The sequence below is a fragment of the Ensifer adhaerens genome (assembly GCF_002940685.1).
Lineage (GTDB): Bacteria > Pseudomonadota > Alphaproteobacteria > Rhizobiales > Rhizobiaceae > Ensifer > Ensifer adhaerens_E.
In genome coordinates this window covers 83,505-107,451 of record NZ_PNFP01000001.1, presented here as the reverse complement: position 1 = coordinate 107,451, position 23,947 = coordinate 83,505, and the positions used below count along the sequence as shown (strand labels likewise).

At 63.4% G+C, this 23,947-nt stretch carries 30 protein-coding genes and 1 tRNA gene; 12 read left to right on the top strand and 19 right to left on the bottom strand.

Features of this window, described 5'->3' with window-relative positions; translation table 11 throughout:
• Nucleotides 1-12: 12 nt before the first annotated feature.
• Both C1A35_RS00540 and C1A35_RS00535 read right to left on the bottom strand, forming a co-directional pair.
• Nucleotides 13-231, bottom strand: coding sequence for a tautomerase family protein (locus C1A35_RS00540; protein ID WP_104662438.1), 219 nt, complete (start codon nucleotides 229-231; stop codon nucleotides 13-15).
• Nucleotides 219-1,001 carry a glutamine amidotransferase gene (locus tag C1A35_RS00535; RefSeq protein ID WP_104662437.1) on the bottom strand — a complete coding sequence of 261 codons (783 nt, stop codon included), beginning with the start codon at nucleotides 999-1,001 and terminating at the stop codon, nucleotides 219-221. The genes C1A35_RS00540 and C1A35_RS00535 overlap by 13 nt, the downstream gene beginning before the upstream one ends.
• Nucleotides 1,002-1,119: 118 nt before the next feature.
• On the opposite strand from C1A35_RS00535, the gene C1A35_RS00530 reads away from it, so the two are divergent.
• A complete protein-coding gene (locus tag C1A35_RS00530; protein ID WP_104662436.1) occupies nucleotides 1,120-1,995 on the top strand; it encodes a LysR family transcriptional regulator in 876 nt (291 codons plus the stop codon).
• A gap of 213 nt (nucleotides 1,996-2,208) precedes the next feature.
• Here C1A35_RS00530 and C1A35_RS00525 read toward each other — a convergent pair whose 3' ends face one another.
• From C1A35_RS00525 to C1A35_RS00515, 3 genes are read right to left on the bottom strand one after another with little or no spacing between them, the layout of a single operon-like run.
• The gene (locus C1A35_RS00525; protein WP_104662435.1) at nucleotides 2,209-2,832 is read right to left on the bottom strand and encodes a dihydrofolate reductase family protein; all 624 of its coding nucleotides are present in this window, start codon (nucleotides 2,830-2,832) and stop codon (nucleotides 2,209-2,211) included.
• A 12-nt stretch (nucleotides 2,833-2,844) separates the two neighbouring features.
• Nucleotides 2,845-3,321 (bottom strand): SRPBCC family protein, encoded by a 477-nt coding sequence (locus tag C1A35_RS00520; RefSeq protein ID WP_104662434.1) that lies wholly within the window; start codon nucleotides 3,319-3,321, stop codon nucleotides 2,845-2,847.
• Nucleotide 3,322: 1 nt separating this feature from the next.
• Nucleotides 3,323-3,655, bottom strand: a complete 333-nt coding sequence (locus C1A35_RS00515; protein ID WP_104662433.1) for an ArsR/SmtB family transcription factor — start codon at nucleotides 3,653-3,655, stop codon at nucleotides 3,323-3,325.
• A gap of 227 nt (nucleotides 3,656-3,882) precedes the next feature.
• Here C1A35_RS00515 and C1A35_RS00510 point away from each other — a divergent pair, with 227 nt between their 5' ends.
• Entirely contained in the window at nucleotides 3,883-4,281 is a 399-nt protein-coding gene (locus C1A35_RS00510) for a DoxX family protein (RefSeq protein WP_104662432.1), read from the top strand.
• A 50-nt stretch (nucleotides 4,282-4,331) separates the two neighbouring features.
• On the opposite strand, the gene C1A35_RS00505 is transcribed toward C1A35_RS00510, so the two are convergent.
• Nucleotides 4,332-4,685, bottom strand: coding sequence for a MerR family transcriptional regulator (locus tag C1A35_RS00505; RefSeq protein ID WP_104662431.1), 354 nt, complete (start codon nucleotides 4,683-4,685; stop codon nucleotides 4,332-4,334).
• A gap of 117 nt (nucleotides 4,686-4,802) precedes the next feature.
• Between C1A35_RS00505 and C1A35_RS00500 the strand changes: the two genes are divergently transcribed.
• Nucleotides 4,803-5,618, top strand: a complete 816-nt coding sequence (locus C1A35_RS00500; protein ID WP_104662430.1) for an aminotransferase class IV family protein — start codon at nucleotides 4,803-4,805, stop codon at nucleotides 5,616-5,618.
• A 42-nt stretch (nucleotides 5,619-5,660) separates the two neighbouring features.
• Here the strand turns inward: C1A35_RS00500 and C1A35_RS00495 are convergent, their stop codons facing one another.
• From C1A35_RS00495 to C1A35_RS00485, 3 genes are all read right to left on the bottom strand, one after another.
• The gene (locus C1A35_RS00495; RefSeq protein WP_104662429.1) at nucleotides 5,661-6,299 is read right to left on the bottom strand and encodes a class I SAM-dependent methyltransferase; all 639 of its coding nucleotides are present in this window, start codon (nucleotides 6,297-6,299) and stop codon (nucleotides 5,661-5,663) included.
• Between the two features lie 180 nt (nucleotides 6,300-6,479).
• Nucleotides 6,480-7,352 (bottom strand): sigma-70 family RNA polymerase sigma factor, encoded by an 873-nt coding sequence (locus tag C1A35_RS00490; protein ID WP_104662428.1) that lies wholly within the window; start codon nucleotides 7,350-7,352, stop codon nucleotides 6,480-6,482.
• Between the two features lie 103 nt (nucleotides 7,353-7,455).
• On the bottom strand, nucleotides 7,456-7,761 hold the full coding sequence (locus C1A35_RS00485; RefSeq protein ID WP_104662427.1) for a putative quinol monooxygenase: 306 nt from the start codon (nucleotides 7,759-7,761) through the stop codon (nucleotides 7,456-7,458).
• Between the two features lie 250 nt (nucleotides 7,762-8,011).
• Between C1A35_RS00485 and C1A35_RS00480 the strand changes: the two genes are divergently transcribed.
• Nucleotides 8,012-8,662, top strand: a complete 651-nt coding sequence (locus tag C1A35_RS00480) for a hypothetical protein (protein WP_104662426.1) — start codon at nucleotides 8,012-8,014, stop codon at nucleotides 8,660-8,662.
• A gap of 199 nt (nucleotides 8,663-8,861) precedes the next feature.
• Here C1A35_RS00480 and C1A35_RS00475 read toward each other — a convergent pair whose 3' ends face one another.
• The 4 genes from C1A35_RS00475 to C1A35_RS00460 all read right to left on the bottom strand — a co-directional run bounded on the left by C1A35_RS00475 (nucleotide 8,862) and on the right by C1A35_RS00460 (nucleotide 10,480).
• On the bottom strand, nucleotides 8,862-9,494 hold the full coding sequence (locus C1A35_RS00475; RefSeq protein ID WP_104662425.1) for an ATP-dependent Clp protease proteolytic subunit: 633 nt from the start codon (nucleotides 9,492-9,494) through the stop codon (nucleotides 8,862-8,864).
• Nucleotides 9,495-9,538: 44 nt separating this feature from the next.
• On the bottom strand, nucleotides 9,539-9,895 hold the full coding sequence (locus C1A35_RS00470; RefSeq protein ID WP_104662424.1) for an SRPBCC family protein: 357 nt from the start codon (nucleotides 9,893-9,895) through the stop codon (nucleotides 9,539-9,541).
• Nucleotides 9,892-10,206 (bottom strand): ArsR/SmtB family transcription factor, encoded by a 315-nt coding sequence (locus C1A35_RS00465; RefSeq protein WP_034804822.1) that lies wholly within the window; start codon nucleotides 10,204-10,206, stop codon nucleotides 9,892-9,894. The genes C1A35_RS00470 and C1A35_RS00465 overlap by 4 nt, the downstream gene beginning before the upstream one ends.
• Before the next feature lie 184 nt (nucleotides 10,207-10,390).
• Nucleotides 10,391-10,480 (bottom strand) — tRNA-Ser (locus C1A35_RS00460).
• A 382-nt stretch (nucleotides 10,481-10,862) separates the two neighbouring features.
• On the opposite strand from C1A35_RS00460, the gene C1A35_RS00455 reads away from it, so the two are divergent.
• The 3 genes from C1A35_RS00455 to C1A35_RS00445 all read left to right on the top strand — a co-directional run bounded on the left by C1A35_RS00455 (nucleotide 10,863) and on the right by C1A35_RS00445 (nucleotide 13,169).
• A complete protein-coding gene (locus tag C1A35_RS00455) occupies nucleotides 10,863-11,180 on the top strand; it encodes a hypothetical protein (protein ID WP_104662891.1) in 318 nt (105 codons plus the stop codon).
• 39 nt (nucleotides 11,181-11,219) lie between these two features.
• On the top strand, nucleotides 11,220-11,873 hold the full coding sequence (msrA, locus tag C1A35_RS00450) for a peptide-methionine (S)-S-oxide reductase MsrA (protein ID WP_104662890.1): 654 nt from the start codon (nucleotides 11,220-11,222) through the stop codon (nucleotides 11,871-11,873).
• A 303-nt stretch (nucleotides 11,874-12,176) separates the two neighbouring features.
• Nucleotides 12,177-13,169 carry a BMP family lipoprotein gene (locus tag C1A35_RS00445; protein WP_034804831.1) on the top strand — a complete coding sequence of 331 codons (993 nt, stop codon included), beginning with the start codon at nucleotides 12,177-12,179 and terminating at the stop codon, nucleotides 13,167-13,169.
• An 81-nt stretch (nucleotides 13,170-13,250) separates the two neighbouring features.
• Here C1A35_RS00445 and C1A35_RS00440 read toward each other — a convergent pair whose 3' ends face one another.
• Nucleotides 13,251-13,460, bottom strand: a complete 210-nt coding sequence (locus tag C1A35_RS00440) for a SlyX family protein (protein WP_034804834.1) — start codon at nucleotides 13,458-13,460, stop codon at nucleotides 13,251-13,253.
• 78 nt (nucleotides 13,461-13,538) lie between these two features.
• Nucleotides 13,539-14,270, bottom strand: a complete 732-nt coding sequence (locus tag C1A35_RS00435) for a sulfate transporter family protein (RefSeq protein WP_104662889.1) — start codon at nucleotides 14,268-14,270, stop codon at nucleotides 13,539-13,541.
• 194 nt (nucleotides 14,271-14,464) lie between these two features.
• On the opposite strand from C1A35_RS00435, the gene C1A35_RS00430 reads away from it, so the two are divergent.
• Genes C1A35_RS00430 through C1A35_RS00420 form a run of 3 tightly spaced genes read left to right on the top strand, consistent with a single transcriptional unit; the run spans nucleotide 14,465 to nucleotide 17,465 of the window.
• A complete protein-coding gene (locus tag C1A35_RS00430) occupies nucleotides 14,465-15,826 on the top strand; it encodes an amidase (RefSeq protein WP_104662423.1) in 1,362 nt (453 codons plus the stop codon).
• The gene (locus C1A35_RS00425; RefSeq protein WP_104662422.1) at nucleotides 15,823-16,734 is read left to right on the top strand and encodes an ROK family protein; all 912 of its coding nucleotides are present in this window, start codon (nucleotides 15,823-15,825) and stop codon (nucleotides 16,732-16,734) included. The genes C1A35_RS00430 and C1A35_RS00425 overlap by 4 nt, the downstream gene beginning before the upstream one ends.
• Nucleotides 16,731-17,465 (top strand): copper homeostasis protein CutC, encoded by a 735-nt coding sequence (locus C1A35_RS00420; RefSeq protein WP_104662421.1) that lies wholly within the window; start codon nucleotides 16,731-16,733, stop codon nucleotides 17,463-17,465. Before C1A35_RS00425 ends, C1A35_RS00420 begins: the two co-directional genes overlap by 4 nt.
• An 84-nt stretch (nucleotides 17,466-17,549) precedes the next feature.
• Here the strand turns inward: C1A35_RS00420 and nagA are convergent, their stop codons facing one another.
• Genes nagA through C1A35_RS00400 form a run of 4 tightly spaced genes read right to left on the bottom strand, consistent with a single transcriptional unit; the run spans nucleotide 17,550 to nucleotide 21,408 of the window.
• A complete protein-coding gene (nagA, locus tag C1A35_RS00415; protein ID WP_104662420.1) occupies nucleotides 17,550-18,710 on the bottom strand; it encodes an N-acetylglucosamine-6-phosphate deacetylase in 1,161 nt (386 codons plus the stop codon).
• Nucleotides 18,707-19,729 carry an SIS domain-containing protein gene (locus C1A35_RS00410; RefSeq protein WP_104662888.1) on the bottom strand — a complete coding sequence of 341 codons (1,023 nt, stop codon included), beginning with the start codon at nucleotides 19,727-19,729 and terminating at the stop codon, nucleotides 18,707-18,709. Before C1A35_RS00410 ends, nagA begins: the two co-directional genes overlap by 4 nt.
• A 33-nt stretch (nucleotides 19,730-19,762) precedes the next feature.
• Nucleotides 19,763-20,527: a GntR family transcriptional regulator gene (locus tag C1A35_RS00405; protein WP_057247782.1), complete on the bottom strand. Its 765-nt coding sequence runs from the start codon at nucleotides 20,525-20,527 to the stop codon at nucleotides 19,763-19,765.
• Entirely contained in the window at nucleotides 20,524-21,408 is an 885-nt protein-coding gene (locus tag C1A35_RS00400; protein ID WP_104662419.1) for an N-acetylglucosamine kinase, read from the bottom strand. Before C1A35_RS00400 ends, C1A35_RS00405 begins: the two co-directional genes overlap by 4 nt.
• Nucleotides 21,409-21,606: 198 nt before the next feature.
• Between C1A35_RS00400 and C1A35_RS00395 the strand changes: the two genes are divergently transcribed.
• The gene (locus C1A35_RS00395; protein WP_104662418.1) at nucleotides 21,607-22,503 is read left to right on the top strand and encodes an N-acetylmuramic acid 6-phosphate etherase; all 897 of its coding nucleotides are present in this window, start codon (nucleotides 21,607-21,609) and stop codon (nucleotides 22,501-22,503) included.
• Between the two features lie 56 nt (nucleotides 22,504-22,559).
• Nucleotides 22,560-23,819 (top strand): ABC transporter substrate-binding protein, encoded by a 1,260-nt coding sequence (locus C1A35_RS00390; protein ID WP_104662417.1) that lies wholly within the window; start codon nucleotides 22,560-22,562, stop codon nucleotides 23,817-23,819.
• The last annotated feature ends 128 nt before the right edge of the window (nucleotides 23,820-23,947 follow it).

Sequence of the window (23,947 nt, the reverse complement as noted above, 5' to 3'; positions counted from 1 at the left end):
ACCAGGAGTTGACTAACTATTGAACTTGGCTTTCTGCCTGCGAACGGTTGTGGTTTCTCCGCCGACGCCCCAGTTGTCCATCGCAACCTCATCGATGATGACGACGGTCGTCGCGGCGTTCTTGTTGAGAACCCGCCCGAGGAGGTCGGTCACGCCACGGATCAGCTCCGCCTTCTGCTCCGCAGTCGGGGCCTCGGAACCGCCCGTTACCTTGATGTTCACGTAAGGCATCGAATTTCCTTCTCAAAAAAGATCGACTGGGTGTTGGCGAAAGCGTCTTGGCTGCTCATCGCCTGCTTAACGAAGCGTCGAAGCAACCCGAGCGGCACTGGTGCATCCTCGACCGATGCAAGCAGCGCATCGAGGTCACGACCTTCCCGGACCAGCACATCAGCGCGCAGCCTGATGACGGCGGCGCAGATGTCCGGCGTGAATTCCGGATGAAACTGGGTCGAGATGGCGTTGCGTCCATAGCGGACGATCTGATGCGGGTCGTGATCGGAAGCGGCGAGCACCTGGGCACCTGCCGGCAAGGCGATCACCGTCTGCATATGGGTCAGATGTGCCGGGAATTCGGCAGGCACCACGTTCAGCAAAGGATCAAGTTGCGCCCCCGCATGGAGGCGGACTGTCTGCGTCCCGATCTCACGGCCACCGGGGTGGTAATCGACCTGCCCGCCGAGAGCGTCGGCCATGAGCTGATGGCCATAGCAGACACCGAAAATCGGTAGTTCGATTGCCATGGCTTGGCGTATCCATCGGGCTGTCGTCTCGCTCCATGGCAAACGGTCCGTCACCATGTCCCATGACCCGATGATAATCGCTCCGGCGACGGCTTCGGGCGCTGGCAGTCTTTCTCCCTCGAAGACACGGACGACTTGAATCGCCTCCGCATGGCGATCAAGGGCGACGGAGAACCAGAGCGAAAGATCGCCGTGGGCATTGCGAATGTCATCGGGAGGTGTGCCTGCTTGGATGAGCAGCAACGGCTTCAGAGCCACGGTCGGTTCTCATACAACGGGGCATCGTCTGCGATACCCAGGCTTCGGTTGATCGAGATGGATTTAGCTTGTACCGCTCATCATGAAAAATGAATAATAGAGATGGGAAGTTCTCAAATTGAGAAACATAGACATCGATTCCCTGGAAATCTTCAAGGCTGTCGTGGATTGCGGCGGCGTTACTAGGGCGGCCGTGCGGCTCAACAGGGTCCAGTCCAACATAACGACGAGGGTGAAAAACCTCGAGGAACGGCTGCAGGTGTCCCTGTTTCATCGCGAGAGCGGCAAGCTTGTTCTAACAGCCGAGGGGCAGAAACTTCTCACCTATGCCGAACGGCTATTGCGGCTGTCGGCTGAGGCCGAAGCGGCTTTGATGTCGCGCCTACCGAGTGGGGCATTGAGAATAGGAACTCTGGAGAGTACGGCGGCCGCACGTCTTCCGCCGCTGCTCTCGTCCTATCACGAGCGCTATCCAGAGGTCAGGATCGAACTGGTGACCGGCGACACGACGTCGATGATCGAGCGGGTACGAAACTTCGATGTTCAGGCGGCCTTCGTTTCAGAACCATTCCGGGCTGACGACTTAGAGACCTGCCTGGCTTTTTCGGAGGAACTCGCCCTTATCGCCCCGAAGAATGTGGTATCAATCACTGAAGCGCGAAAATTAGCCCAGCGTACAGTTATCGCCTTCGCGACCGGCTGCTCGTATCGGCGCATCCTGGAAAACTGGTTGTCGGCGTCCAGGATCATGCCGGGGCGGGTTCTTGAACTCGCATCCTATCATGCCATCACGGCCTGCGTTGCGGCTGGCTCGGGCATCGGGATCATGCCGCGTTCGGTACTGAAGGCCGTGAATGCCGGAGGTCAGGTGCAGGCACTCCCGCTCTCTCCCGAGTTTTCGCAGACCCGCACGCATCTTGTGTGGCGTGTGGGTTATTCATCCCTGGCACTGGAAGCGCTGCAGGAAGAGTTAAGGCGCTTCGATAGTGACTGACTGGACACGCCTCCAGCTTCGCTTATGTCCTATCAGTAACCTAATGCGCCACCGACGCGAGCAACGTCCGCTTGTGGCGTGTTGCGGACAATATGACCGCCTGCGCTTGGGGCCAAAGCTGTCAGTGACGCAGCGCTTTCGGTTGGTGGTATTTGCTACATAATTCCGCAATTCCGGACGGAAAACCGCTTCGCACTTTTCCTGGAATTGCTTCTAGGCAATGAGCTCCGAGAAGCTCTTCGGCCGCGTCGACTTGGCGTCGCGCACCGCCGCATAGTGGAGCCCGACGACACCGTTTTCGTAGTGCTCGCTGCCGATCAGCTGCAGCTCGTTCCTGTCGCGCAGCCGGGCGAACCACGGTTCACCCGGCGAGACGACGGGGTAGACGAAGAAGTGGTAGCGGTCGACCAGGCCAAGGCCCATCACCGTCTGCGCCAGGCTGGCCCCGCCGGACAGATGGATATCCCGGCCGGGCTCGGCTTTCAGGTCGCTCAGGTAGCGCGAGAGCGTCGCATCATCAGGAACCACCGCCCGCTCGGCATTGTGCCAGGGGCTGATCGCCTGCTCTTCGGTGCGGGAGAACACGATCTTGCGATAGTCGTGCATGCGCCCTGCCATGGCGCGATTGGTCTCGCCGCTTGCCTCTTCGTCGAGAGCGCCCGGCCAGTAGCCGACCATCTCCTCATAGGTGGTGCGCCCGACCAGAACCGTGTCGTAGCCGGCATAGAGGCGGTCGATCGCCCGGTATTGCTCCTCGACGACCGTGCCCATCCAGGCAAGCGGATCGTCCAGGCGACCATTGAGCGTCGTCATCATCTGCAGCACGATATCGCGCATCGGATCGCCTCCTCAGTGGGTCCGCTCGACGAACCGGGCCAGTTGTTCGGCGACCGTTCCCCAGCCGTCGTGAAAGCCCATCTCCTCGTGCATCTTCCGGTCGGCGCCGCTCCGGTGCATCACATGGGCGGCGTACTCGGTACCGGCCGGATGGTCGCTGAGGGTGATGATCGCCGTCATGAAGGCGTTTTCCGCCGGTCGCCAGCCGGCAACCAGCGTGTCGGTGAAGACGATGCGCGAGAGATCGTCAACCGCGAGGAAACAGGCGTCGATATGCGGCACGAAATCGCCGCCGCCTTCGCTGATCCGCGTCACGAAACTGCCGCCGGGCTTCAGGTCCATGTCGATCACCTTGCATCTTGCCGGCGCCGGCACCCACCATTGTTCGAGCCGCGTGGGATCGCTCCAGGCGCGCCAGACGGTCGCGCGCGGCGCCTTGATGACGCGTGACATCGTCAGGTCGAGCTCGGGATCGGGAGAGCGGATCATGTCATTCCTCCTCGTGTTCAGTGACGAATTTTTCCAGCCGGTCGGCGCGGCCTTCCCAGAGCGCGCGCTGCGCCGAAAGCCAGCTCTCGACCGCGGCGAACTGCGCCTTCTCGATGGCGCAGGTGCGCACCCTTCCCTGCTTGTGCGTGCGGATGAGCCCGCTGCCTTCGAGGAAGTGGATGTGCTTCATGAAGGACGGCAGGGCCATGTCGAAGGGTCTGGCGAGATCGCTGATGCTCGCCGGACCACCGCCGAGCCGCGCAAGCACGGCACGCCGCGTGGGATCGGCAAGCGCCTGAAAGATCACGTCCAATCGGTCTGAATACTGTTCCATAAGGCTAAGTATCACGCTCAAACACTTAGCGCAACAGCTAACTATTATTCGGCGCAGTCGCCACCAGCGGCAGCCAATTTGTCACATGGCCGCTTGATTGACCTCAAGTGCGCTTGAGCTTCTACAACCCCGTTCAGTTCAACAAGAACTCTTCGACATCGCATCGGCGCTGGCAATCGCAGGCGCGCGCAGGGGTGCGCGCTTCACAAAAAAGAAAGGGATGATCCATGTCCGGCATTATCGCAGGCATGCTCGATTCGCGCGCGTTCGGCATCCTTGCCCGCGTGCTGCTCACGCTCGTCTTCTGGTCGAGCGGCCTTGCCAAGCTCTTCGACTTCGACACCAGCGTCGCCGAGATGGAAGGCTTCGGCCTGACGCCGGGGTGGCTGTTCAATACGGCGACGCTGATCCTGCAGATCGGCGCATCGGTTCTGATCATCTTCAACCGCTGGGTCTGGCTGGCGGCCGGCGCGCTTGCCGTCTTCACCGTGCTCACGATCCCGATCGCCCATCCGTTCTGGATAAAAGAGGGTGAAGAGGCCTTCCGCGACATGACCGTGGCGCTGGAGCACATCTCGGTGATCGGTGGCCTGGCGCTGGTATCGATCCTGTCGCGCAAACACTAAGGGCAGCGACCGGAGCTCACGATACCCTAAGGCGGCCCGGCAAGGGCGGTTCAGCCCTCGCCGATCTCGGCCAGAAAGCTCGTGAGCACATTGTGGTTCTGCGCCAGCTTTTCCGTCTTTTCCTCGACGAGGCGGATTTGCTGGCGCAGGGTGACGCGCAGTTCGTCGCAGGGCTCGAAAATCGGCCCCTCGCCGCGCACGCAGGCGAGGAACTGCAGGATCGTCGGAAGGGTCATGCCGCCGGCGCCGAGCAGCTTGATGCGCTCGACCGTGCGCACCTCCGCCATGTCGTAGTCACGGTAGCCGCTCTCGGTGCGCCCCGGCTTCAACAGCCCTTCCGCTTCGTAATAACGCAGCATCCGGATGCTGACGCCGGTGCGTTTCGACAGCTCGCCGATCTTCATGCAATCACCCTTGAAAGCGCCCCTGAAAACGCCCTTGAAAACACCCTTGACTCTGACAGCGCTGTCAGACCTTAAAGCTATGGCTCCTTCATTCAACCCGCACCCAGGAGCAAAATCATGGCGACCGAAACCACCCACTATCCGGCAGCAATCGACGGCCGCCCGGCCGACGCGGCACAACTGACCGCGCTCGCCTTCGCCGGCTTTGCGCACTTCACCGCGATCCAGGTCAGGGACCGCAGAATCACGGGCCTGGACCTGCACCTCAAGCGCCTGCACGGCGCTTCGATCGAATTCTTCGGCCGCGCCTTGCCCGACGAAACCCTGCGGGCCCGCATCAGGGCCGCCGTCGACGCGGGCCCGGCGGACCAGTCTCTGACCGTCACGGTGTTTTCGCCGGACGGCGAGTTCACCGCCGACAGTATGCGGGGAGACCTTGCCGTTCTTGTGCGCAGCGGCCCGCCCTCCAATGGACCGAAGGGTCCTTTGCGGCTCGCTGTCGTGGAGCACGAACGCCCGCTCGCGGCGATCAAGCACGTCGGCGAATCCGGCAAGACCTATTATCTGCATCAGGCGATCAGGCAGGGCTTCGACGATGCCGCCTTCATCGACCGGCGGGGCCACCTCAGCGAGGCGACGATCTGGAACCTCGTCTTCTGGGATGGCAAGGCCGTCATCTGGCCCAGGGCCGAGATGCTGACCGGCACGATGATGGGCACGGTCCAGCGGCAGCTGGAGCGCCTCGGCGTCCCCCAGCGGCACGAGGAAATCACCCTCGATCGGCTCAAGGAGCTCTCGGGCGCGGCGGTCCTGAATTCCTGGACACCGGGCATCGCGGTCAGCGCCATTGGTGCGACCGCCATCCCGCAAGCCAAGACATTTCTGGATTTGCTGCATCGGGCGCATGCGGCCGAGCCGGCGGAGCGCGTCTAGCAGGCATCGGGCCAGGGGCGGAGCGGCCCCTGGCCTTCAGCCTCAGCGCTTGCGAGCGACGATATAGGGACGGTTGTCGTTGCTCTTCGACGCGTGATTTTCCGCCGAAAGAACTTCGAAGCCGGCGGCGGCGATATGCCTGCTCAATTCAGCCGCACTGAAGGTTGCCGCATAGGGCGCCAATCGGACTGCGCGCATCGCCGGCAGCAGCAGGTGCCGGATGAGCGGGTTCATGTCTCCGACGCAGGGTGTCTTGGAGATGAACAGCCCCCTCGACGCAAGCAGGGTGTGGATATTGTCGAGCGTGGCCGGAAGGTCGCGTACGAGGTGCAGATAGTTGAAGCCCAGGACGGCATCGAACTGCCCGCGTTCGGCTGCAAGCGTTTCCGCCGCGGCGGCGCGGAAGGCAAGGTTCGGGACGAGGTCGACGGCATACCTCTCCCTCGCAATGGCGATCATTTCGGGTGAAAAATCGGTCGCAAGATACTCGCGCACCTCGCCCGCCAGCCGAAACGCGGTCGTTCCGGTGCCGCAACCGAGTTCGAGCACCCGGTCGTCGGGCAGAAGCAGGGCGCGGGTGCGGTCGAGCGTGTGCTCGTAGGCGGCCGGGTCCGCGACCGTCCCCTTGGCGTATCGCCGCGACGTCCGGTCCCAGAAACGTGCGTCGCTCGCCATGTTCATGCTGCCCCTCCCCAGGTCGCAACCAGATCCCCCGCGCGATGGTCGGAGCCGATGCCACGCCGGCCAGGGAAAACCTGCCGAGATCCTAAGGCTGCCGATACCAACGAAGGTCGTCAGATAGCGCGGAAACGTCAACACTTGGCGGAGAACCGGCCTTCGATCGACAAAGGGCCCGGCAATTCAAGCCAGTCGAGCCCAATCGACGCTTTCAAGCACATAGCGGGCGAAGAGAAAATCGCGGATCCCGGCGATCTCGTCGCCGTGCCAGTCGAGAATGACGAAATGCGCCGGCTTTTCCACGGCGTCGGCGCTGTCGAAAACCAGCATGGCCGGGTGCCCTTCGATCGCTCCGAGTGCGAAACGCCACCTGGTCTCCTGCGCATAGCGGGTGAAATAGCGGCCGATGCCCTCGCGTCCCTCCAGCTTCAGCCTGTTTACGAGCTCAAGCTTCACGTCCTCGGCCAGCATGGCGCGGATCTGGTCGAAGTCGCCGCCCTGAAAGAGGCGCACGAAGCTTGCCATCTTTTGCCGGTTCGCGTCGGACAGGAGCGGCAGCCGCATATCCTGCGGACGTTCGGCCAGTTGTCTGAGCGCCCCCCTCCCCCGCTGCAGCGCCGACTTGGCGGCCGCCTGCGTGCAGCCGGCGATATCGGCGATTTCTTCAAGCGAATGGCCGAGCACATCTTTCAGGATCACGGCGCAGCGCTGAAGTTCCGGCAGTTGCAGGAAGGTTTGAAACCCGACCGCAACGATGTCGGCCTCAGGCATGGGCACGTCCTCCAGATCGTCGAGCAGCGGGACGACCGCATGCCGGGAGCGACGGCGCAGGAAATCGAGGCTGGTGTTGTGGGCGATACGCAGCAGCCAACCTTCGAGATTGTCCACGACCGCCCCGTCCGCCCGCGCCTGCACCGCCTTGATCAGCGTACCCTGCAGCACGTCCTCACCGTCGACGGCCGAGCCGGTCATGCGTGCGCAGTAGCGGTGCAGCCGCGGCCGGAGCGCGCGCAGCCGCTCCTCGAAATCTTCCGCGTTCATGGTGTCGAGCTGCATCGGGATATCTCCAGGCGTCCGGTGCGGACGATAGCGTGGGCTGAGGAAAATGTCCGCTGCCTGACGGTTCCAGACCGGCCCGGCAGCGGACTGTGCTTCCGCATCACCTGATGTCGCTGAGGACCACCTCGCCGACGACCGACTCGAGGCTCGCCAGTTCGACAATCTGAGGGAAATAGGCCCGCATCCGCGGATCAGCCCGCATCGCCTCGACCGCCGCGGGCGTCTCCCATTCCGAATAGATGACGACGCTGGTGCCGTCGCTGGCAGCAATCAGCCGGCTCGTCCGCCAGCCTTCGAGCGTGCGGATGACCGTATCGATGTTGCGCTTCAGAAGCGCGATCAGCTGCGCCTGCTTGCCGGGCTCGACCTTCAGAACGTTGACGAGCGTGACGGGTGCGGTGGTCATTGCGGCTTCTCCTTCGTTGCGGATGCAGCAAAGACGAAACGACGCGGCGAAACGGATCGCCTGAACCAGACTTTTTTCAGGGCACGCCGCAGCCGTCTGGCAAAACAGGTGTCTACGGGCTCAACTCAGGTGCAGGAGCAGTGCAACAGGACGCCCGACGGACCGGGCTACTCCATACCACTTTTAGGCGAATACCGACAAAAGCCGCATTGCGCTAGGCTCAACTTTTGGGCGAGCGGGAGGCTGAACCATGTTCTTGAGCGAGAATACGTTCCGGGAAGATGCCCTTGAGATCATCCAAATCGAGGGCGAAGGGGAATACCTGTACAATCGTGATCTCCTCATAACTGAGGATGACGGCTACGTTGTCATCCTGATCGAGAAGCTGCGCGGGCTCGTCTATACGCGCAACACTCCCGAAAATTTGGCGGGCGATCGGCTTCGAGACAGGGTGGAGCTCTATATTCTCCGGCCAGGTCCTGCGATCGAAAACTTCAAACTGTCGATCAAATCCCATGCCAACGCGGCATTCCGGGCCACCGTCGGCTTCTTCAAGAGGGGATTTCAGAAGGCCTATGACGAGCTCCCGTGCAAACTTTGCAAAGTCGTGTGCAGGCTGGTTGTTTCAGCGCTTCTGGCGAACCTGGGCATTCCATACTTTGATCCGGAGAACGCCGCGGCCGCCATCGATATCAGCCAGCATCACGAGGTGATTGCAACGGTCCTGACCGACCCCAGCCAAGCACGCCATGAGCTTCTGGCGGAAGTACTGGGGCGGATCGACTGGTCGCTTTTGAACGCCGTGCGGGTGGCACTCGACGGGGCCAATTGGTTGCTTGACGCGACGGACCGGCTCTACGGGCGCGCCTGCGCCATGGTTGGATGCTGCCAGACGGAATAGCAGGCTCGGAGAGGAGCCTGCTCTCGGCCGGGAGACGCTCGCCCATGCATTGGATACGAGATGCTACTCATATCTCCGGGCCGCAGAGGCGCGTCTCTCGACACGGACATACTCCCTTGGCAGGGGGAGCGCCTTCGGCGACCGGTGCGGCAGGCCGTTCATCCTTGGTGGATGACCGCCCCTATCAGGAACCTCGCCGTCAGAGAGCGAAGCCTCCGGAAGCCGGCGGCTCGCCGTCGTCGCGAACCTTCAGAATGGTGTCGATCAGGCCCCATTCCAAAGCTTCTTCTGCGGTCATGAAGCGGTCCCGGTCCATGGCGCGTTCGAATGCGTCGTAGGAACGTCCGCAATGCTCCGCATAAAGCCGCGTCATGCGCTGCTTCGTGCGAAGGATTTCCTCGGCATGGATCTGCATGTCGGATGCCTGGCCCTGAAAACCGCCTGATGGCTGGTGCACGAGGATGCTGGCATTGGGCAAGGCGCCCCGCTGCCCCGGTGTGCCGGCCATCAAGAGAAACGAGCCCATGGACCGTGCCGTTCCCATGCAGAGCGTGTGCACCGGTGCCCGGATATAGCGCATGGTATCGTACATGGCGAAACCGCTGGTCACGACGCCGCCCGGCGAATTGATGTAGAGATGGATGGGTTTCCTGGGGTTTTCCGCTTCGAGAAGAAGCAGCTGGGCGCAGACCAGCGCGGAGACCGTGTCGTTGACCTCACCGTTGAGAAAAATGATTCGCTCGCGCAGCAGTCGGGAATAGATGTCGAACGACCGCTCTCCACCGTTCGACTGCTCGACGACCATAGGGACGAGTTGCATCGCTTCGCGCATCGGCGAACTCCAATTGTCCAGAGATTTGGGGGAAACTCGCCGGTCTAGGCGGCGAGCATGAGAGTATGGTTGCTGTTCGCGGCCGTCCTTTTCACGCGACCGCTGCGAACATTCGGCAGTTCGTGGACGACCCGCAGCCGGGTTCCGCCGGAACCGATCGGAGCAATCCGGAAGGTGACCGTGCTTTCGAGGAACGGGGGCTCGGCTTCGCGCAGCCTGTAGCGGACTTCCTCTCCGGGAACGACGACGGCGCCTTCGGGGTCGGCCAATGCCTCTTTCGGTAGCCAGTTTTCGCGAAACGCCGGAATGCTGATTGCGCGCCAGACCTTCTGCGGCGCCTCGTCGAGTTCGTATTCCAGCTCGAGGCTGTTATCGTCCGGGGCGCTGATTTCGCGGGTCATTGGTCCATATCCTTCAGCAAGATCTTGAGAGCTTCGATGCGTGCTGGCCAGTAGGCGCGGTACTTGGCGAGCCATTGTGCAATTTGGGCCAGCCCGTCCGGGTCGACTTCGTAGTTTACGAACCGACCTTGCCGCTGCTCCTTCACCAACCCGGCACTCCGCAGCACGGAAATGTGCTGGGACATGGCCGGCTGGCTTATGTCCATGCCTTCCCGCAAAGCGCTGGCATTCATACTTCCGTCGGCAAGCTTCTCGAAGATGGCGCGGCGCGTGGGGTCGGCCAGGGCCCGAAATATCTCGTTCTCGATCATGATCAACACATAAGCACAGACTTATTTCAATGACAAGGGCGCCGTTCAGCAGGCAGAGAAAAGAAAGGACGCGACTTTTCCACGCCGAAGGACGTTGTCGCGGCGTCGCAGATCAATCCTGCCAGCAGATAGGGCATGGGTAGCGCTTTGGGCGCGTTTGCAATGGAAGCAGAACAAGGGGGGATGGCGGACAGAGAGGGATTCGAACCCTCGATACGCTTTCACGTATACACGCGTTCCAGGCGTGCGCCTTCAACCACTCGGCCACCTGTCCATCCGTCAGCAGCCGATGGTCAATCCGGCTGGATGGGAAGGGCGGGGCCCTTCGGCGTCAGCCGGCTTAAACCGGCGGACGCGCGTCTATATACCGATGATTCTGTCGGGATCAACTGCTTTCTGACAGATTATTGACATCTTGTGACACGAGCGGGCTCCCGGTTCCCATTGTGCGCTCCGGGCAAGGCGCCTATCTCTTGCGCCAGGACCTGTCCGATGCGGCCGGCCCGTCTCAGACACCGCCTCCAGCATGCTCGGCTTGCGCGCATAATTTCATCACAGGGCCTTGTCCGAGGCATGGGCGATCGGAGAAGATGCGGCGGGCAACGCGCCGTGCCGATGACCGGCGCCAGCCCGCGAATGGAAGGGAATGCAGTCCGATGCGATTTCTATTGAGGCTGGCGAGCGCCGTCGTGTTGTTTGCCGCCGTGCTTGCCGGCGCCGTCGATGCGATCCAGTCGGTCGCCGCATCGGAACTGGTGATGACGTCGCTCGGCGACGATCTGGAAGCGCTGGGCGCCGATACGGCGAGCTGGGTCCAGTTTGCGCAACGCTCCGACACGGCACCGACCATCTGGCACGGAGTGCTGCATTGGCTGCTGCAGCAACCGGCCTTCGCCGTGCTCGCTCTGATTGCCCTCGTGCTTTGGATGGCCGGCTACAAGAAGCGGCCGGCGGCGGGGCGCTTCGCCGCCTGACGCGTTACGGTGCGCCTTCGCATCGAAAGGAGTATGCTGATGTTCCTGATCGACATGTTCAACAAGAAGACGATCATGCCGGACGCGCAGACGGCACTGCCGGGCCGCGACGAGCCGATCCCGACGGCCGAGACGCATTTCGTTTCGGGCCGGCCGCTGAACGGTCCCTACCCCGACGGCATGAAGAAGATCCTTTTCGGCATGGGCTGCTTCTGGGGCGCCGAACGACTGCTGTGGAACATCCCCGGCGTCTACGTGACGGCGGTCGGCTATGCCGGCGGGCTGACGCCGAACCCGACCTACCAGGAAACGACGACCGGGCTTACCGGCCATGCGGAAGTGGTGTTGGTCGTTTATGATCCCGAAAAGGTGGGGCTCGCGAGCCTTCTCAGGACTTTCTTCGAGGAACACGACCCGACGCAGGGCATGCGCCAGGGCAACGACATCGGCACCACCTACCGCTCGGCGATCTACGCCTATGACGACGAGCAACTGGCGGAAGCCAAGACGGCTCGGACCACGTTCCAGACGGCGCTGAAGCACGCCAATCATGGCGGCAAGATTACCACCGAGATCGGCAACGCCGGACCGTTCTATTTTGCCGAGGACTACCATCAGCAATATCTGGCGAAGAACCCCGGCGGCTATTGCGCTCTGCGCGGCACCGGCGTCAGCTGCCCGATCGGGCGCTAGGCGATACCGCCCCGTTGCGCTTCTTCGCAAGATCGGGATTGCCACAACTCCAAGGCCGCGCCGGGCCGGCGAGCACACCTCGTCGAAATTGCAAAAGCACAACAGAACCGGTGCCTTACGGGTAGCGGCTTCGGTCGCGTGCATTTTTACCATCTGAAAAATTTTGAGTGTTTTTTTGCCGTGGCCGTGCAAGGATGCGCCACCCTAGCCCCAAGGAGAAGGGGGTGGGTTCCGCAGACAGGCTTCCGTCAGGAGGTCGGCGGGAGGACCCAATAAGATCAATAGCGACAACAGGGCTGCACGATGAAAAAAACAATTCTCGGTCTCTTTGCCTTTTCGATGATGTCCGCGACGGCTCTGGCCGCCGACATCAAGCCGGCGATCATCTACGATCTCGGCGGCAAGTTCGACAAATCCTTCAACGAGGCTGCCTTTAACGGCGCCGAAAAGTTCAAGACGGAATCCGGCGTCGAATACCGCGAGTTCGAAATCGCCAACGACGCCCAGCGCGAACAGGCGCTGCGCCGCTTCGCCAGCGACGGCAACAGCCCGATCGTCATGGCCGGCTTCAACTGGGCGGCTTCGCTCGAAAAGATCGCGCCGGAGTATCCGGATATCAAGTTCGCGATCATCGACATGGTCGTCGAGAAGCCGAACGTCAAATCGGTCGTCTTCAAGGAGCAGGAAGGCTCCTACCTCGTCGGCGTTCTCGCTGGTCTCGCTTCGAAGTCGAAGACCGTCAGCTTCGTCGGCGGCATGGACGTTCCGCTGATCCACAAGTTCGCCTGCGGCTACGTTGGCGGCGCCAAGTCGACCGGCGCTGACGTCAAGGTTCTGGAAGCCTACACCGGCACGACGCCGGATGCCTGGAACGACCCGGTCAAGGGCGGCGAAATCGCCAAGTCCCAGATCGACCAGGGCTCGGATGTCGTCTACCACGCAGCCGGCGGCACCGGTGTCGGTGTCCTGCAGGCAGCCGCAGATGCGGGCAAGCTCGGCATTGGCGTCGATAGCAACCAGAACGCCCTGCAGCCGGGCAAGGTGCTGACCTCGATGCTGAAGCGCGTCGACGTCGCCGTCTACGAAGCCTTCACGGCAGCCAAGAACGACAAGTTCGAATTCGGCATTTCCAACCTCGGCCTCAAGGAAGATGGCGTCGGCTACGCGCTCGACGACAACAACAAGGCGCTGATCACGCCCGAGATGCTCGACGCGGTGGAAAAGGTGAAAGCCGAAATCATTGCCGGCAAGGTCCAGGTCCACGACTACATGAGCGACGAGTCCTGCCCTTACTAAGAGCAGCGCTTGCGCAATGAAAAGGGCCGCCGGTTCGTTGGACCGGCGGCCTTTTTGTTTGTCCTGACGTGATCGCTGCAATCAGTAATGCGGCGGCTTCGTGATTGCCGGCGCGTCGAGCGACTGCTCTTCGAGCGTCAGGAACCTTTCGGTCAGCCGGTCGAGCTTGGCGCGCGCCTGCTCGACCACCTTCCACTGCTCGGCAAGCTGATCGGAAAGCTCCTCGATGGTTTTGGCCTGGTGGGCCACCGTTTCTTCGAGCCGGGTGATCCGTTCGTCCGTGTTGCTCATTCCTGCAAACTCCTTGGGCGCGTCGCGCCGTTTGCCGGCAGATTGGCCACAGCCGGCCCTATGTCAAGCAAGGACCAATCAGGCCTTCGCCGCGGCACCAGGCGAAAACCCGGGATCCCGTGCCGAGAGCCGCTTGTGCAGGTGCACCATCAGGCCGGCGGCAAAGAGCGGTGTCAGAAGGTTGACGAAGGGGACCGCCAGGAAAGCCGCGAGCAGCAACCCGGCGAGAAACACGGTCGACCGGTGCTTCTGCCGAAAGAGCCGCGCCTCCGCCGGCGCGCGGTACCGCATCGCCGCGAATTCAAAGAATTCACGCCCGAGCAGGTAGCCGTTGACCAAAAAGAAGGCGACGAGATTGACGCCCGGAACGAGCAGCAGCACGAGCGCCAAGAGGTTGCCGAGGATGACGACGCCCAGGAACTTCAGCGAGCCGGCAATCGCCTCGCCGAGCGGCAGCGGCCTTCCCGCCGGCTCGTTCGGATAGTCCCGCTTCTCGATCACCTCGGCGACGTCGTCGAGGAAAAAGCCGGCGATGAGCGCAGTGACCGGGGCCAGAAGCAAGGCGAGCGCCAGGGCGAGGCCAAGGCTTGCGAAGATGCCGAGGACAAAAGTCAGCCAGCCGGCCCAGACGGGCGTGCCCGGCATCAGCGTGTCGATCCAGGGCAAGGCCAGCCAGATGAACAGTTCGCGCACCGCAAACCAGAGGGCGACAAGCGCAAGGATCGTCAGCCCCAACACCTTCCAGAAGACCGATCGGGTCTCAGGCGCAAACAGGTTGGCAAGCGACAGTCGCGCCGCGTCCAGGATCATCATCGCTCTCCAGCATGGGCCAAGGTTCGATGGTGCATGTAGGCAGAGGCGCTACCGGCGACAAGATAGTTCCGGCAGGCACCCGTCTTTATGCAAGATTCATGCGCCTCGTCTAAGGGAAGCATGGAAAACGCCGGGGGCGGCGATATTGTAGACAGACGGAATGCCGAAAGCAGCGGTCCGCGGAGGATGACATGACAGAACAAAAGACACTCGCCAGCCTTTCCGTGCTGGTCCAGAGCGGCAATCTGGATCCGGTGGACCTCACCAGGCAGACCTATGCGGCGATCGACGCGCACGGCGACTACGCCATCTTCGTCGAACTGACGACCGAGCGTGCGACGCGGGATGCCGAGGCTGCCTCGAAACGGCTGAGGGCCGGGCGTTCGCTCGGTCTGCTCGACGGCCTGCCGGTTGCCTGGAAGGATCTGTTCGACGTGGCCGGCAGCGTCACGACCGCCGGCTCGACCGTGCTTCGGTCGAACGCGCCAGCAACGAGCGACGCGCCCGTCGTTGCGGCTGTCGCCGCCGCCGGCATGGTCAGTGTCGGCCGCACCAATCTCAGCGAATTCGCCTTTTCCGGCCTTGGCATCAACCCGCATTACGGCACGCCGCGCAATCCCGCCGCGACCGATGTCGAGCGCATTCCCGGCGGCTCATCGTCGGGCTCGGCCGCCGCCGTCGCGGCGGGGCTGGTGCCGGCGGCGATCGGCACCGACACCGGCGGCTCCGTGCGCATTCCAGCGGCAATGACCGGCATCGTCGGCTACAAGGCGACACGTGGCCGCTATGCGATGAAGGGCGTCTATCCGCTGGCCGAGAGCCTCGATTCGCTCGGGCCGCTCTGCCATACGGTAAAGGACGCGGTCTGGATCGACGCCGCCATGCACGGGCTGACGGCGCCGACCGTGCGCCGCGCCGACCTCTCCGGCGTCGCGCTGGTGATCCCGGAAACCGTCGTGTTCGATGACGCGGAACCGGAGGTCGTCGAGGCCTTCGAGGACGCGATCAGGCGGCTCGAAAAAGCCGGCGTCGCCATCAGCCGCCGCGCATTCCCGGCCTTCTCGGCGGTGTTTGGGCTAATGGCCCGCCACGGTGCCCTGGTCACGGCGGAGGCCTATGCGCTTCATCGCGAGCGGCTGGCCGGCCCCGAGGCGAACGCGATGGATCCGCGTGTCGTCGCGCGCACAAGGCTCGGCGAGAAGATCACCATGCCCGATTACATTGCGCTCCTCGATGCCCGCGACCAGCTGATCCACGAGACGGTCGAAAGCCTGAGGCCCAACGAGCTCATCGCCCATCCGACGCTGCCGCATGTCGCCCCGCCGATCGCGCCGCTTCTCGAAGACGACGAGCTGTTCTTCAAGATCAACGGCAAAACCTTGCGCAACACCTCGATCGGCAACTTCCTGGATTTCTGCGGCATCTCCATACCCTGCGGCCTCGGGGCGGCGGAAATGCCCGTCGGCTTCCAGCTTGCAGCCCCGCACCACCAGGACGACCGGCTGCTTTCGGTAGCGCTTTCGGCCGAGGCGATCATCCGGGGTGAAGCATGATCGTCTGTTTCGATATCGGCGGTTCGGCGATCAAGGGCGCGATCGTGCATTCGCGTGACCGGATCTTTCCGTTGCCGCGCCGGGCGACGCCGCTCAACAATTTCCGCCAGTTCGTGCAGGCGCTCGAAGAGGTGCTGGACGAGGCGGGCGGGCACCCGGAATGCGTGGCGATCTCGATCACCGGCGTGATCGATCCCGAGACGCGGCGTATCAAATGCGCCAACATTCCCTGCATCGACGGCCGCGAACTGGTCGCCGAACTCGAGGCGGCGCTGCATCTACCGGTCAGGATCGCCAATGACGCCGACTGTTTTGCGCTGGCCGAGGCCGGTGCGGGTGCGGGGCGCGGTCACCGCATCGTCTTCGGCGCCATTCTCGGCACCGGTGTCGGCGGCGGACTGGTGATCGACGGCCGACTGATCAATGCCGATGGCGGTTTTGCCGGCGAATGGGGCCATGGCCCGGCGATCGCGGCCGAGGCCGGCGATCCGCCGATCGCCATCCCTGCCTATGCCTGCGGCTGCGGCCAGAAGCGCTGCGTCGATACGGTCGGCGGTGCCCGTGGGCTGGAACGGCTGCACCAGACAGCCCACGGCAAGACGCTTTCGAGCCACGAGATCATCGAGGCGTGGAAGGTTGGCGATGCCGAGGCGAAACGCACGGTCGACCTGCTCGTCGATCTCGTCAGTTCACCCCTGGCGCTGGTCATCAACATCACGGGTGCCACGATCGTGCCCGTCGGCGGCGGCCTTTCCAATGCCGAGGAGCTGCTCGCCGAGATCGACAGGACGGTGCGTAGCCGGATTCTGCGACAGTTCGACCGGCCGTTGGTCGTTCGCGGCGAATGCCGGATCGAGCCCGGCCTGATCGGTGCCGCACTGCTCGGACTTTCGGGAGACAAGGCATGAGCGACATCAAACTCGAAGTCTGCGTCGACGATGCCGACGGGCTTTACGCGGCCATCGAAGGGGGTGCTGACCGGATCGAGCTTTGCGCCGCTCTTTCGGTGGGTGGACTCACACCCAATCCCGGCCTGATGGCGCTCGCCGGCCCGCCGCGGGTCCCCGTCTACGCGATGATCCGGCCGCGGCCCGGTGATTTCATTTTCTCTACTGCCGATCTGGATGTGATGCGGCGCGATATCGATGCGGCGCGGGCGGCAGGTCTGGCTGGCGTCGTGCTCGGCGCGTCACTTGCCGATGGCCGGCTCGACACGTCGATGCTCACCAAGCTCACCGGCCATGCGGCAGGACTCGGCATGACGCTGCACCGGGCCTTCGACCTCGTCCCGGATTTCGCCGAGGCCATGGAAATCGCGGTCGACCTCGGCTTCGAGCGCATCCTGACGTCGGGCGGCGCAAAGAGTGCACCGCAGGCAATCGATCGATTGGCGGAAATCACCGAGCGTGCTGCGGGACGATTGTCGGTCATGCCCGGGTCCGGCGTGACGCTCGATACGGTCGACGGCCTTTTGAGCAGGCTGACCGTGGTTGAGGTCCACTCCTCCTGCTCCATTCGTGAGCCGGCTCAAGATCAGCGCCTGGTGGAAATGGGCTTCGTTTCCGCCGATCGGCGCCGCACCGACGCGGAGACGGTCCGGGCGATGAAGGCGAAACTTGCGACCCATGGTCCGCGCTGACGAAAGGCCGCCCAAAGAAAAAGACCCGGAAAGCGAGGCGCTTTCCGGGTCTTCTTGTCAGTGGCAGCGCGGGTAGCGCAACGATCAGGCGGCGTAGACCTGCGCGCCGCCGATCCAGGTGGAGCCCATGCCGAGATCCGGCGTGAGCAACACGAAATCGGCGTCGGCCCCGGGCTTCAACCGCCCCTTGTGGGTGGCGATGCCCATCGCGTCGGCTGGATAGGCAGACGCCATGCGCAGGGCTTCCTCGACCGGCAGGCCGAGCTTTTCGTGCACGAAGCGGACCGAAGACAGCATGTCGATGTCGGCGCCGGCAAGGGTGCCGTCGGCAAGCGTCAGGCGACCGCCTTCGCGCAGGATCTCGCGACCGTTGAGCTGGAAGCTCTTCATGTCGGTTCCGATCGGCGACATCGCGTCGGTGACCAGGAAGATCTGGCCCGGACCGACCTTGGCGCGCAGCGCCACGCCCATCGACGCCGGCTCGACATGGTAGCCATCGGCGATCAGGCCCGCATGCAGCGTGCCGGTGGCAAGTGCTGCGCCGACCACGCCCGGCTCGCGATGGCCAAGGCCGCTCATGGCGTTGAAGAGGTGGGTCACCGTCCTGGCGCCGGCTTTTGCATAGGCAACGGCGGTCTCGTAGCCGACATCCGTATGTCCGAGACTGACGACGGCGCCGGCGTCAGCGAGCGCGCGCACCTGCTCCCTGGTGGCGTTTTCAGGCGCCACGGTCACCATCAGCACGCCGAGCGCCCTGGCGCAATCGAGCATCTCGGCGAGATCGGCGTCGTCCATCGGGCGGATCAGCTTCGGATCGTGGGCGCCCTTGCGCGCCACCGAGAGATGCGGACCTTCGAGATGCAGGCCGAGGAAGCCGGGGACACCCGCGGCCTTGGCATCGAGACCCGCCTTGATGGTGGCGCTCCGGACTTCACGCGTATCGGTGATCAGCGTCGGCAACAGCGCCGTGGTGCCGAACTTGGCATGGGCCGAACAGATCTGCCGGATGCCTTCGACGCTCGGCTCCTCGTTCAGAAGCGCACCGCCGCCGCCGTTCACCTGCAGGTCGATGAAACCCGGCACGAGCAGCATGCCATGGGCATCGATCCGTTCAGCATCGGCCGAGACGTCCGCTGCGGCCACGATCGCCTTGACGCGGCCAGCCTCGATCACGAGGGCGCAGCCATCGTGCCATTCGACGCCGTCGAACAGGCGGGCGCCGGTGATTGCCTTCCTCTCACTCATCTCGTCTCCGTTACCTTCTTGAGGCTTGCCGGCGCGTCGGGGTTGAGACCGCGCGAACGCGACCATGCTTCGACGAAGCCGTAGAACGGCAGGATCAGCGTCAGCGCGTCGGTGATCGGATGACCGGTCTCGACGAAGGGCAGGCGCTTGGCCTTGGCCGCAAGGTTCGAGGTAGCATGAACCACCGCGCCCTTTTCCGCCATACCGTCGGCAATGCCGGCAACCGAGGTTTCGGCGGCATCACGCGCGGCAAGTGTCAGCACCGGGAACTTGGCGCCGACGAGCGCCACCGGCCCATGCAGCACTTCGGCTGCCGAATAGGCTTCCGCATGCATGCCGGAGGTTTCCTTGAACTTCAGCGCCGCTTCGCTGGCAATGGCCAGCGCCGGGCCGCGACCGAGGACATAGAGCGATTCGGCCTCGCCGAGATCGTCGGCAAAGGCCTGCCAGTCGAGCTTGACGGCCTTGGCAAACTGGTTCGGCAGGTCGGCGACCGCGCGCTGAAGTGCTGCGTCACCGGTCCACTCGCCGAGCACCGCAAGGCCGGCAACGATCGAGTTGACGTAGGACTTGGTGGCGGCCACGGCGAGTTCCGGGCCGGCGAGGATGTCGAGCGGGTTGGTGCAGGCCTCAGAGATCGGCGAGGGCAGCGTGTTGGTGAGCGCGATCGAGACGGCGCCGGCATCGGTCGCGGCCTGCGCCATGGCGACGATATCCGGGCTCTTGCCCGATTGGGAAATCGCAATCGCGGCAGCGCCGCCGAGCTTCAGCTTGGCGCCATAAATCGAGGCGAGCGACGGGCCGAGCGAAGCGACGGGCACGCCGGCCTGCAGCTCGATCGCATATTTGAGGAACAGCGCCGCATGGTCGGAGGAGCCACGGGCGATGGTCACGAGGAAGGCCGGGTCCTTGGCGCGAAGTGCCGCCCCTGCGGCCTTCAGCTGGACGGCGGAGCGCTCCAGCAGACGCTGGGCGGCTTCGGGGATCTCGTCGATTTCTCGGCGCATATTGGTCTGCATGATCAATTCCCTTTCTTGGCGGAGCCGTCGCTTTCAGGATTCCGACAGCGTCAGTTCCGCGACAAAGTCATAGGCGTCGCCCCGGTAGAGCGAGCGGGTGAATTCGACGACGCGGCCCGATGCGAGATAGGAGACGCGTTCGATGGAGAGGCCGGCCGAGCCGACGGCGACGCCGAGCATCGAGGCGTCCGGATCCTTGATGTTGCAGGCGGAGATGCGCTGCACGGCGCGAACCGGACGCGAGCGGGTCTTGTCGAGCGCCGAATAGAGCGACGAGGTCACGGCCTGCGGATCCGGCAGGAACTCCGCCGAGATGCTGGCGCGCTCAATCGCGAGCGGCATGTCGTCGGCGATGCGCAGGCGCCCGAGGCGGGCGACCAGGGCATCGGCGGGCAAGCCCAGCGCCATCATCTCATCCGGCGAAGGATGAAACAGGCCGCGCTCCAGCCAGCGCGCATGCGTGTTCAAGCCGCGACGCGCCATGTCTTCGGTAAACGAGGTCAATCGCGACAGCGACTGCTGCACCTTGGACACCGGCTTGACCACGAAGGTGCCGGAGCCGTGGCGGCGAACGAGCAGGCCGTCGCGCACGAGGTCGTCCACCGCCTTGCGCACGGTGACGCGGCTGATATTGGCATAGTCGGCAAGGTCGCGCTCCGGCGGCAGCGCGTCGCCATGGTTGAGCTTGCCGGACTGGATCGCGTCTTCGAGCGATTGCCTGAGCTTCAGATAGAGCGGCCCCGACCCTCCGGACTGCAGGCCCTCGAGCGGCAGAATGGAAGCGAGCTGGTGCGTCATGCGCCTGCCCTCGCCTGGGTGCCGAAACGCTGGGCGGCAACGGCGACCGATCCGGTCAGCGCGTCGGCTTCCGCCTCGACCAGCAAGGCCTGATGGCGATCGGCAAGCCAGGGGCGATAGAGCGGCGCCAATCCGCCGAGGAGGCACAATCGTTCACAGCCCCTCGCCACGATGACATCAAGCGCTTCGTCGACCGTGAGGGCGGCAGCTTTCAGGATACGCACGGCAACAGGATCGCCGGATGCAGCACCTTCGAAAACCCGCGGCGCATAGCGGCCGAACTCTCCCGGCTTGGCGAGGCGGGCGAAATCGACGACGTCGCGCGCTTCGTTGTTGAATTCGGCAAGGACCGACGCCGTGACGGCCGAGGCTTCGTGAATATTGTCGAAGGCAAGCAGGCTCTCCTGCAGCAGCGCATGGCCAATGCGGGCGCCGCTGCCATGGTCGCCGAGGGTAAAGCCCCAGCCGCCGACATAGCTGACGCTTTTGCCCTGGCGTAGGATGTAGATGCTGCCCGTACCGAGAATGGCAACCGCACCGTCCAGGCTACCGAGCGCGCCCTGGAGGGCGATCAAACCATCCGATTCGATGTCTGCGGCGGCAAACGGCAGACGGCGCTTCACATAATGTACGGCGTCGCCGACATTGTGCCCGGCGACACCGACGATCGCCTTGGCAGCGGCGATGCCCTCAGGATCAAGGCCCGCCTCGACGAAGGCAGCGCGCGCGGCTTCACCGATATTGGCAAGCGCGGTTTCCGGGTCCGTCAGGATATTGGCCGCACCGGCCTTGCCGCGCCCGAGAATGCGCCCATCCGCCGACGCCACGGCAGCCCGGCAGCTCGTTCCGCCGCCATCGATTCCGATCAGGTAATTTGTCATGAGCACCTCCGCCCATTGAGGATACCAAAAAAATACCAATAACCAAGCCTGATTCCGCCCGCAGTTTCGATTTCGTTGCAATACGTTGAAATTTAAGGGCTAATTTAGCTGTTTAGTTTTTTCAGACACCAAAACTTAAATTCCGCTGGACAATTGGTATTTTTTTGGCATTAATTTGACCAAGAGGAGATACGACCCATGCCGTCAGCGAAGACCGAAGAGCGCCACGACAACGCCAAGGGCCTGGATCTTATGCATCCGGCGCTGGCGCTCCGGCTGCTTGCGTCCGGCCAACAGGCGGCATCCAAGGCCGTGGACGCGGCAATCGAGTCGATCTCGGCCGCCGCATCTATCGCAGCCGAAGCCCTCGCATCCGGACGACGTCTCGCCTATGCCGGCGCGGGCAGCTCCGGCCTGATGGCGATGGCCGATGCGCTCGAGCTGCCCGGCACCTACGGCATTCCCCAGGATCAGATCGTCGTTCTGCTTGCCGGCGGCACCGCCAGCCTCAGCGACCTTGCGGGCGGCTATGAGGACGACATGGACCTTGCCCGCGAAGACGTGCGCAAGGCCGGCGTTGGCGCGGGCGACTGTCTCGTTTCCGTTTCCGCCAGCGGCTCCACCCCTTACGCGCTTGCCGCGGCCGACGAGGCCCGCAAGCGCGGCGCCAAGGTGATCGCCGTCGCCAACAATGCGGGTGCGGCGCTCTTCAAGGACGCCGACGTCTCGATCCTTCTGCAGACGCCGCCGGAAGTGGTTTCCGGATCGACCCGCATGGGCGCCGGCACGGCGCAGAAGATCGCCTTCAACATGTTCTCGACGCTGGTCGGCATTCATCTCGGGCACGTACTCGACGGCCACATGGTCAACCTGCGCGCCGACAATATCAAGCTGCACGGCCGCGCAATCCGCATCGTCACCGACATTACCGGCATCAGCGCTGCCGAGGCCGGCCGGCTGATCAACCTGGCCTCCGGCTCGGTCAAGGTCGCGATCCTTCTCGCGTCAGGCGCGAAAGATGTCACGGCGGCGGAGGCAGCTCTTAAAGAGACCAAGCAGAATCTGCGCCGGGCGATCGATATCGTCTCGGCCTGACAAGGGACTGGGATTCAAACCGCGCCAAAACGGCGCACATAAGAGGGAGAAGCTAAATGACCCGTACGACTATCAAGGGGCTGTTGCTTGCGTCGAGCATTCTCGGCTCGGCCGGTCTGGCGCACGCCGAGGACGTGACGCTGACCATCGAAAGCTGGCGCAACGACGACCTGGCGATCTGGCAGGAAAAGCTGATCCCGGCGTTTGAAGCCAAGAACCCGGGCATCAAGGTCAAGTTCGCCCCGATGGCGCCGACCGAATACAATGCCGCGCTCAACGCCAAGCTCGACGCCGGCTCAGCGGGCGACCTCGTCACCTGCCGTCCGTTCGACGTCTCGCTCGAACTTTACAACAAGAAGCACCTCGCCGACCTGACGAGCCTGCCGGGCATGGAAAACTTCTCGCCGGTCGCCAAGTCCGCCTGGACCACCGACGACGGCTCGGCCACCTTCTGCGTCCCGATGGCGTCGGTCATCCACGGCTTCATCTACAACAAGGACGCCTTTGACCAGCTCGGCATCCAGATCCCGACGACGGAAGCGGAATTCTTCGCCGCCCTCGACAAGATCAAGGCCGACGGCAACTACATCCCGATGGCAATGGGCACCAAGGATCTCTGGGAAGCCGCAACCATGGGCTACCAGAACATCGGCCCGAATTACTGGAAGGGTGAAGAAGGCCGCGCCGCGCTGATCAAGGGCGAGCAGAAGCTGACCGACGAGCCGTGGGTCGAGCCCTACCGCGTTCTTGCTAAGTGGAAGGACTATCTCGGCGACGGCTTCGAAGCCCAGACCTATCCGGACAGCCAGAACCTCTTCACGCTCGGCCGCGCGGCGATCTATCCGGCCGGCTCGTGGGAAATCGGCCTGTTCAACACGCAGGCGCAGTTCAAGATGGGTGCCTTCCCGCCGCCGGTCAAAACCGCCGGTGACACCTGCTACATCTCGGACCACAACGACATCGGCATCGGCCTGAACGCCAAGAGCGCACATGCCGACCAGGCCAAGACCTTCCTGACCTGGGTCGCGTCGCCGGAGTTTGCGGAAATCTACGCCAACGCGCTGCCGGGCTTCTTCAGCCTCAACTCGACCGCGGTGAAGATGTCCGACCCGCTCGCCCAGGAATTCGTCTCCTGGCGCGAAAAGTGCAAGCCGACGATCCGCTCGACCTACCAGATCCTGGCACGCGGCACGCCGAGCCTGGAAAATGAGACCTGGGTTGAATCGGCCAACGTGATCAACGGCACGGATACGCCTGAGGTTGCCGCCGAGAAGCTGCAGAAGGGCCTCGACGCCTGGTATAAGCCGGCGAAGTAAGACGTAAGCGCAACAGGTTCCCTCCCCTTCTCGGGGAGGGTCGGCCCTACAGCGCCGCACGTCCTGGACGTGCATAGAGCATCCTAAGCCGGATGGATTTAAGGATGCCGTAGGGACCGGGCGGGGCG

What these genes read in the sequence shown, in the direction of transcription:
- C1A35_RS00540 (WP_104662438.1), bottom strand. Translation starts at nt 231, where the DNA reads ATGCCTTACGTGAACATCAAGGTAACGGGCGGTTCCGAGGCCCCGACT.
- C1A35_RS00525 (WP_104662435.1), bottom strand. Translation starts at nt 2,832, where the DNA reads ATGCGCGATATCGTGCTGCAGATGATGACGACGCTCAATGGTCGCCTG.
- C1A35_RS00520 (WP_104662434.1), bottom strand. Translation starts at nt 3,321, where the DNA reads ATGATCCGCTCTCCCGATCCCGAGCTCGACCTGACGATGTCACGCGTC.
- C1A35_RS00515 (WP_104662433.1), bottom strand. Translation starts at nt 3,655, where the DNA reads ATGGAACAGTATTCAGACCGATTGGACGTGATCTTTCAGGCGCTTGCC.
- C1A35_RS00510 (WP_104662432.1), top strand. Translation starts at nt 3,883, where the DNA reads ATGTCCGGCATTATCGCAGGCATGCTCGATTCGCGCGCGTTCGGCATC.
- C1A35_RS00505 (WP_104662431.1), bottom strand. Translation starts at nt 4,685, where the DNA reads ATGAAGATCGGCGAGCTGTCGAAACGCACCGGCGTCAGCATCCGGATG.
- C1A35_RS00500 (WP_104662430.1), top strand. Translation starts at nt 4,803, where the DNA reads ATGGCGACCGAAACCACCCACTATCCGGCAGCAATCGACGGCCGCCCG.
- C1A35_RS00495 (WP_104662429.1), bottom strand. Translation starts at nt 6,299, where the DNA reads ATGAACATGGCGAGCGACGCACGTTTCTGGGACCGGACGTCGCGGCGA.
- C1A35_RS00490 (WP_104662428.1), bottom strand. Translation starts at nt 7,352, where the DNA reads ATGCAGCTCGACACCATGAACGCGGAAGATTTCGAGGAGCGGCTGCGC.
- C1A35_RS00485 (WP_104662427.1), bottom strand. Translation starts at nt 7,761, where the DNA reads ATGACCACCGCACCCGTCACGCTCGTCAACGTTCTGAAGGTCGAGCCC.
- C1A35_RS00480 (WP_104662426.1), top strand. Translation starts at nt 8,012, where the DNA reads ATGTTCTTGAGCGAGAATACGTTCCGGGAAGATGCCCTTGAGATCATC.
- C1A35_RS00475 (WP_104662425.1), bottom strand. Translation starts at nt 9,494, where the DNA reads ATGCGCGAAGCGATGCAACTCGTCCCTATGGTCGTCGAGCAGTCGAAC.
- C1A35_RS00470 (WP_104662424.1), bottom strand. Translation starts at nt 9,895, where the DNA reads ATGACCCGCGAAATCAGCGCCCCGGACGATAACAGCCTCGAGCTGGAA.
- C1A35_RS00465 (WP_034804822.1), bottom strand. Translation starts at nt 10,206, where the DNA reads ATGATCGAGAACGAGATATTTCGGGCCCTGGCCGACCCCACGCGCCGC.
- C1A35_RS00455 (WP_104662891.1), top strand. Translation starts at nt 10,863, where the DNA reads ATGCGATTTCTATTGAGGCTGGCGAGCGCCGTCGTGTTGTTTGCCGCC.
- msrA (WP_104662890.1), top strand. Translation starts at nt 11,220, where the DNA reads ATGTTCCTGATCGACATGTTCAACAAGAAGACGATCATGCCGGACGCG.
- C1A35_RS00445 (WP_034804831.1), top strand. Translation starts at nt 12,177, where the DNA reads ATGAAAAAAACAATTCTCGGTCTCTTTGCCTTTTCGATGATGTCCGCG.
- C1A35_RS00440 (WP_034804834.1), bottom strand. Translation starts at nt 13,460, where the DNA reads ATGAGCAACACGGACGAACGGATCACCCGGCTCGAAGAAACGGTGGCC.
- C1A35_RS00435 (WP_104662889.1), bottom strand. Translation starts at nt 14,270, where the DNA reads ATGATCCTGGACGCGGCGCGACTGTCGCTTGCCAACCTGTTTGCGCCT.
- C1A35_RS00430 (WP_104662423.1), top strand. Translation starts at nt 14,465, where the DNA reads ATGACAGAACAAAAGACACTCGCCAGCCTTTCCGTGCTGGTCCAGAGC.
- C1A35_RS00425 (WP_104662422.1), top strand. Translation starts at nt 15,823, where the DNA reads ATGATCGTCTGTTTCGATATCGGCGGTTCGGCGATCAAGGGCGCGATC.
- C1A35_RS00420 (WP_104662421.1), top strand. Translation starts at nt 16,731, where the DNA reads ATGAGCGACATCAAACTCGAAGTCTGCGTCGACGATGCCGACGGGCTT.
- nagA (WP_104662420.1), bottom strand. Translation starts at nt 18,710, where the DNA reads ATGAGTGAGAGGAAGGCAATCACCGGCGCCCGCCTGTTCGACGGCGTC.
- C1A35_RS00410 (WP_104662888.1), bottom strand. Translation starts at nt 19,729, where the DNA reads ATGCAGACCAATATGCGCCGAGAAATCGACGAGATCCCCGAAGCCGCC.
- C1A35_RS00405 (WP_057247782.1), bottom strand. Translation starts at nt 20,527, where the DNA reads ATGACGCACCAGCTCGCTTCCATTCTGCCGCTCGAGGGCCTGCAGTCC.
- C1A35_RS00400 (WP_104662419.1), bottom strand. Translation starts at nt 21,408, where the DNA reads ATGACAAATTACCTGATCGGAATCGATGGCGGCGGAACGAGCTGCCGG.
- C1A35_RS00395 (WP_104662418.1), top strand. Translation starts at nt 21,607, where the DNA reads ATGCCGTCAGCGAAGACCGAAGAGCGCCACGACAACGCCAAGGGCCTG.
- C1A35_RS00390 (WP_104662417.1), top strand. Translation starts at nt 22,560, where the DNA reads ATGACCCGTACGACTATCAAGGGGCTGTTGCTTGCGTCGAGCATTCTC.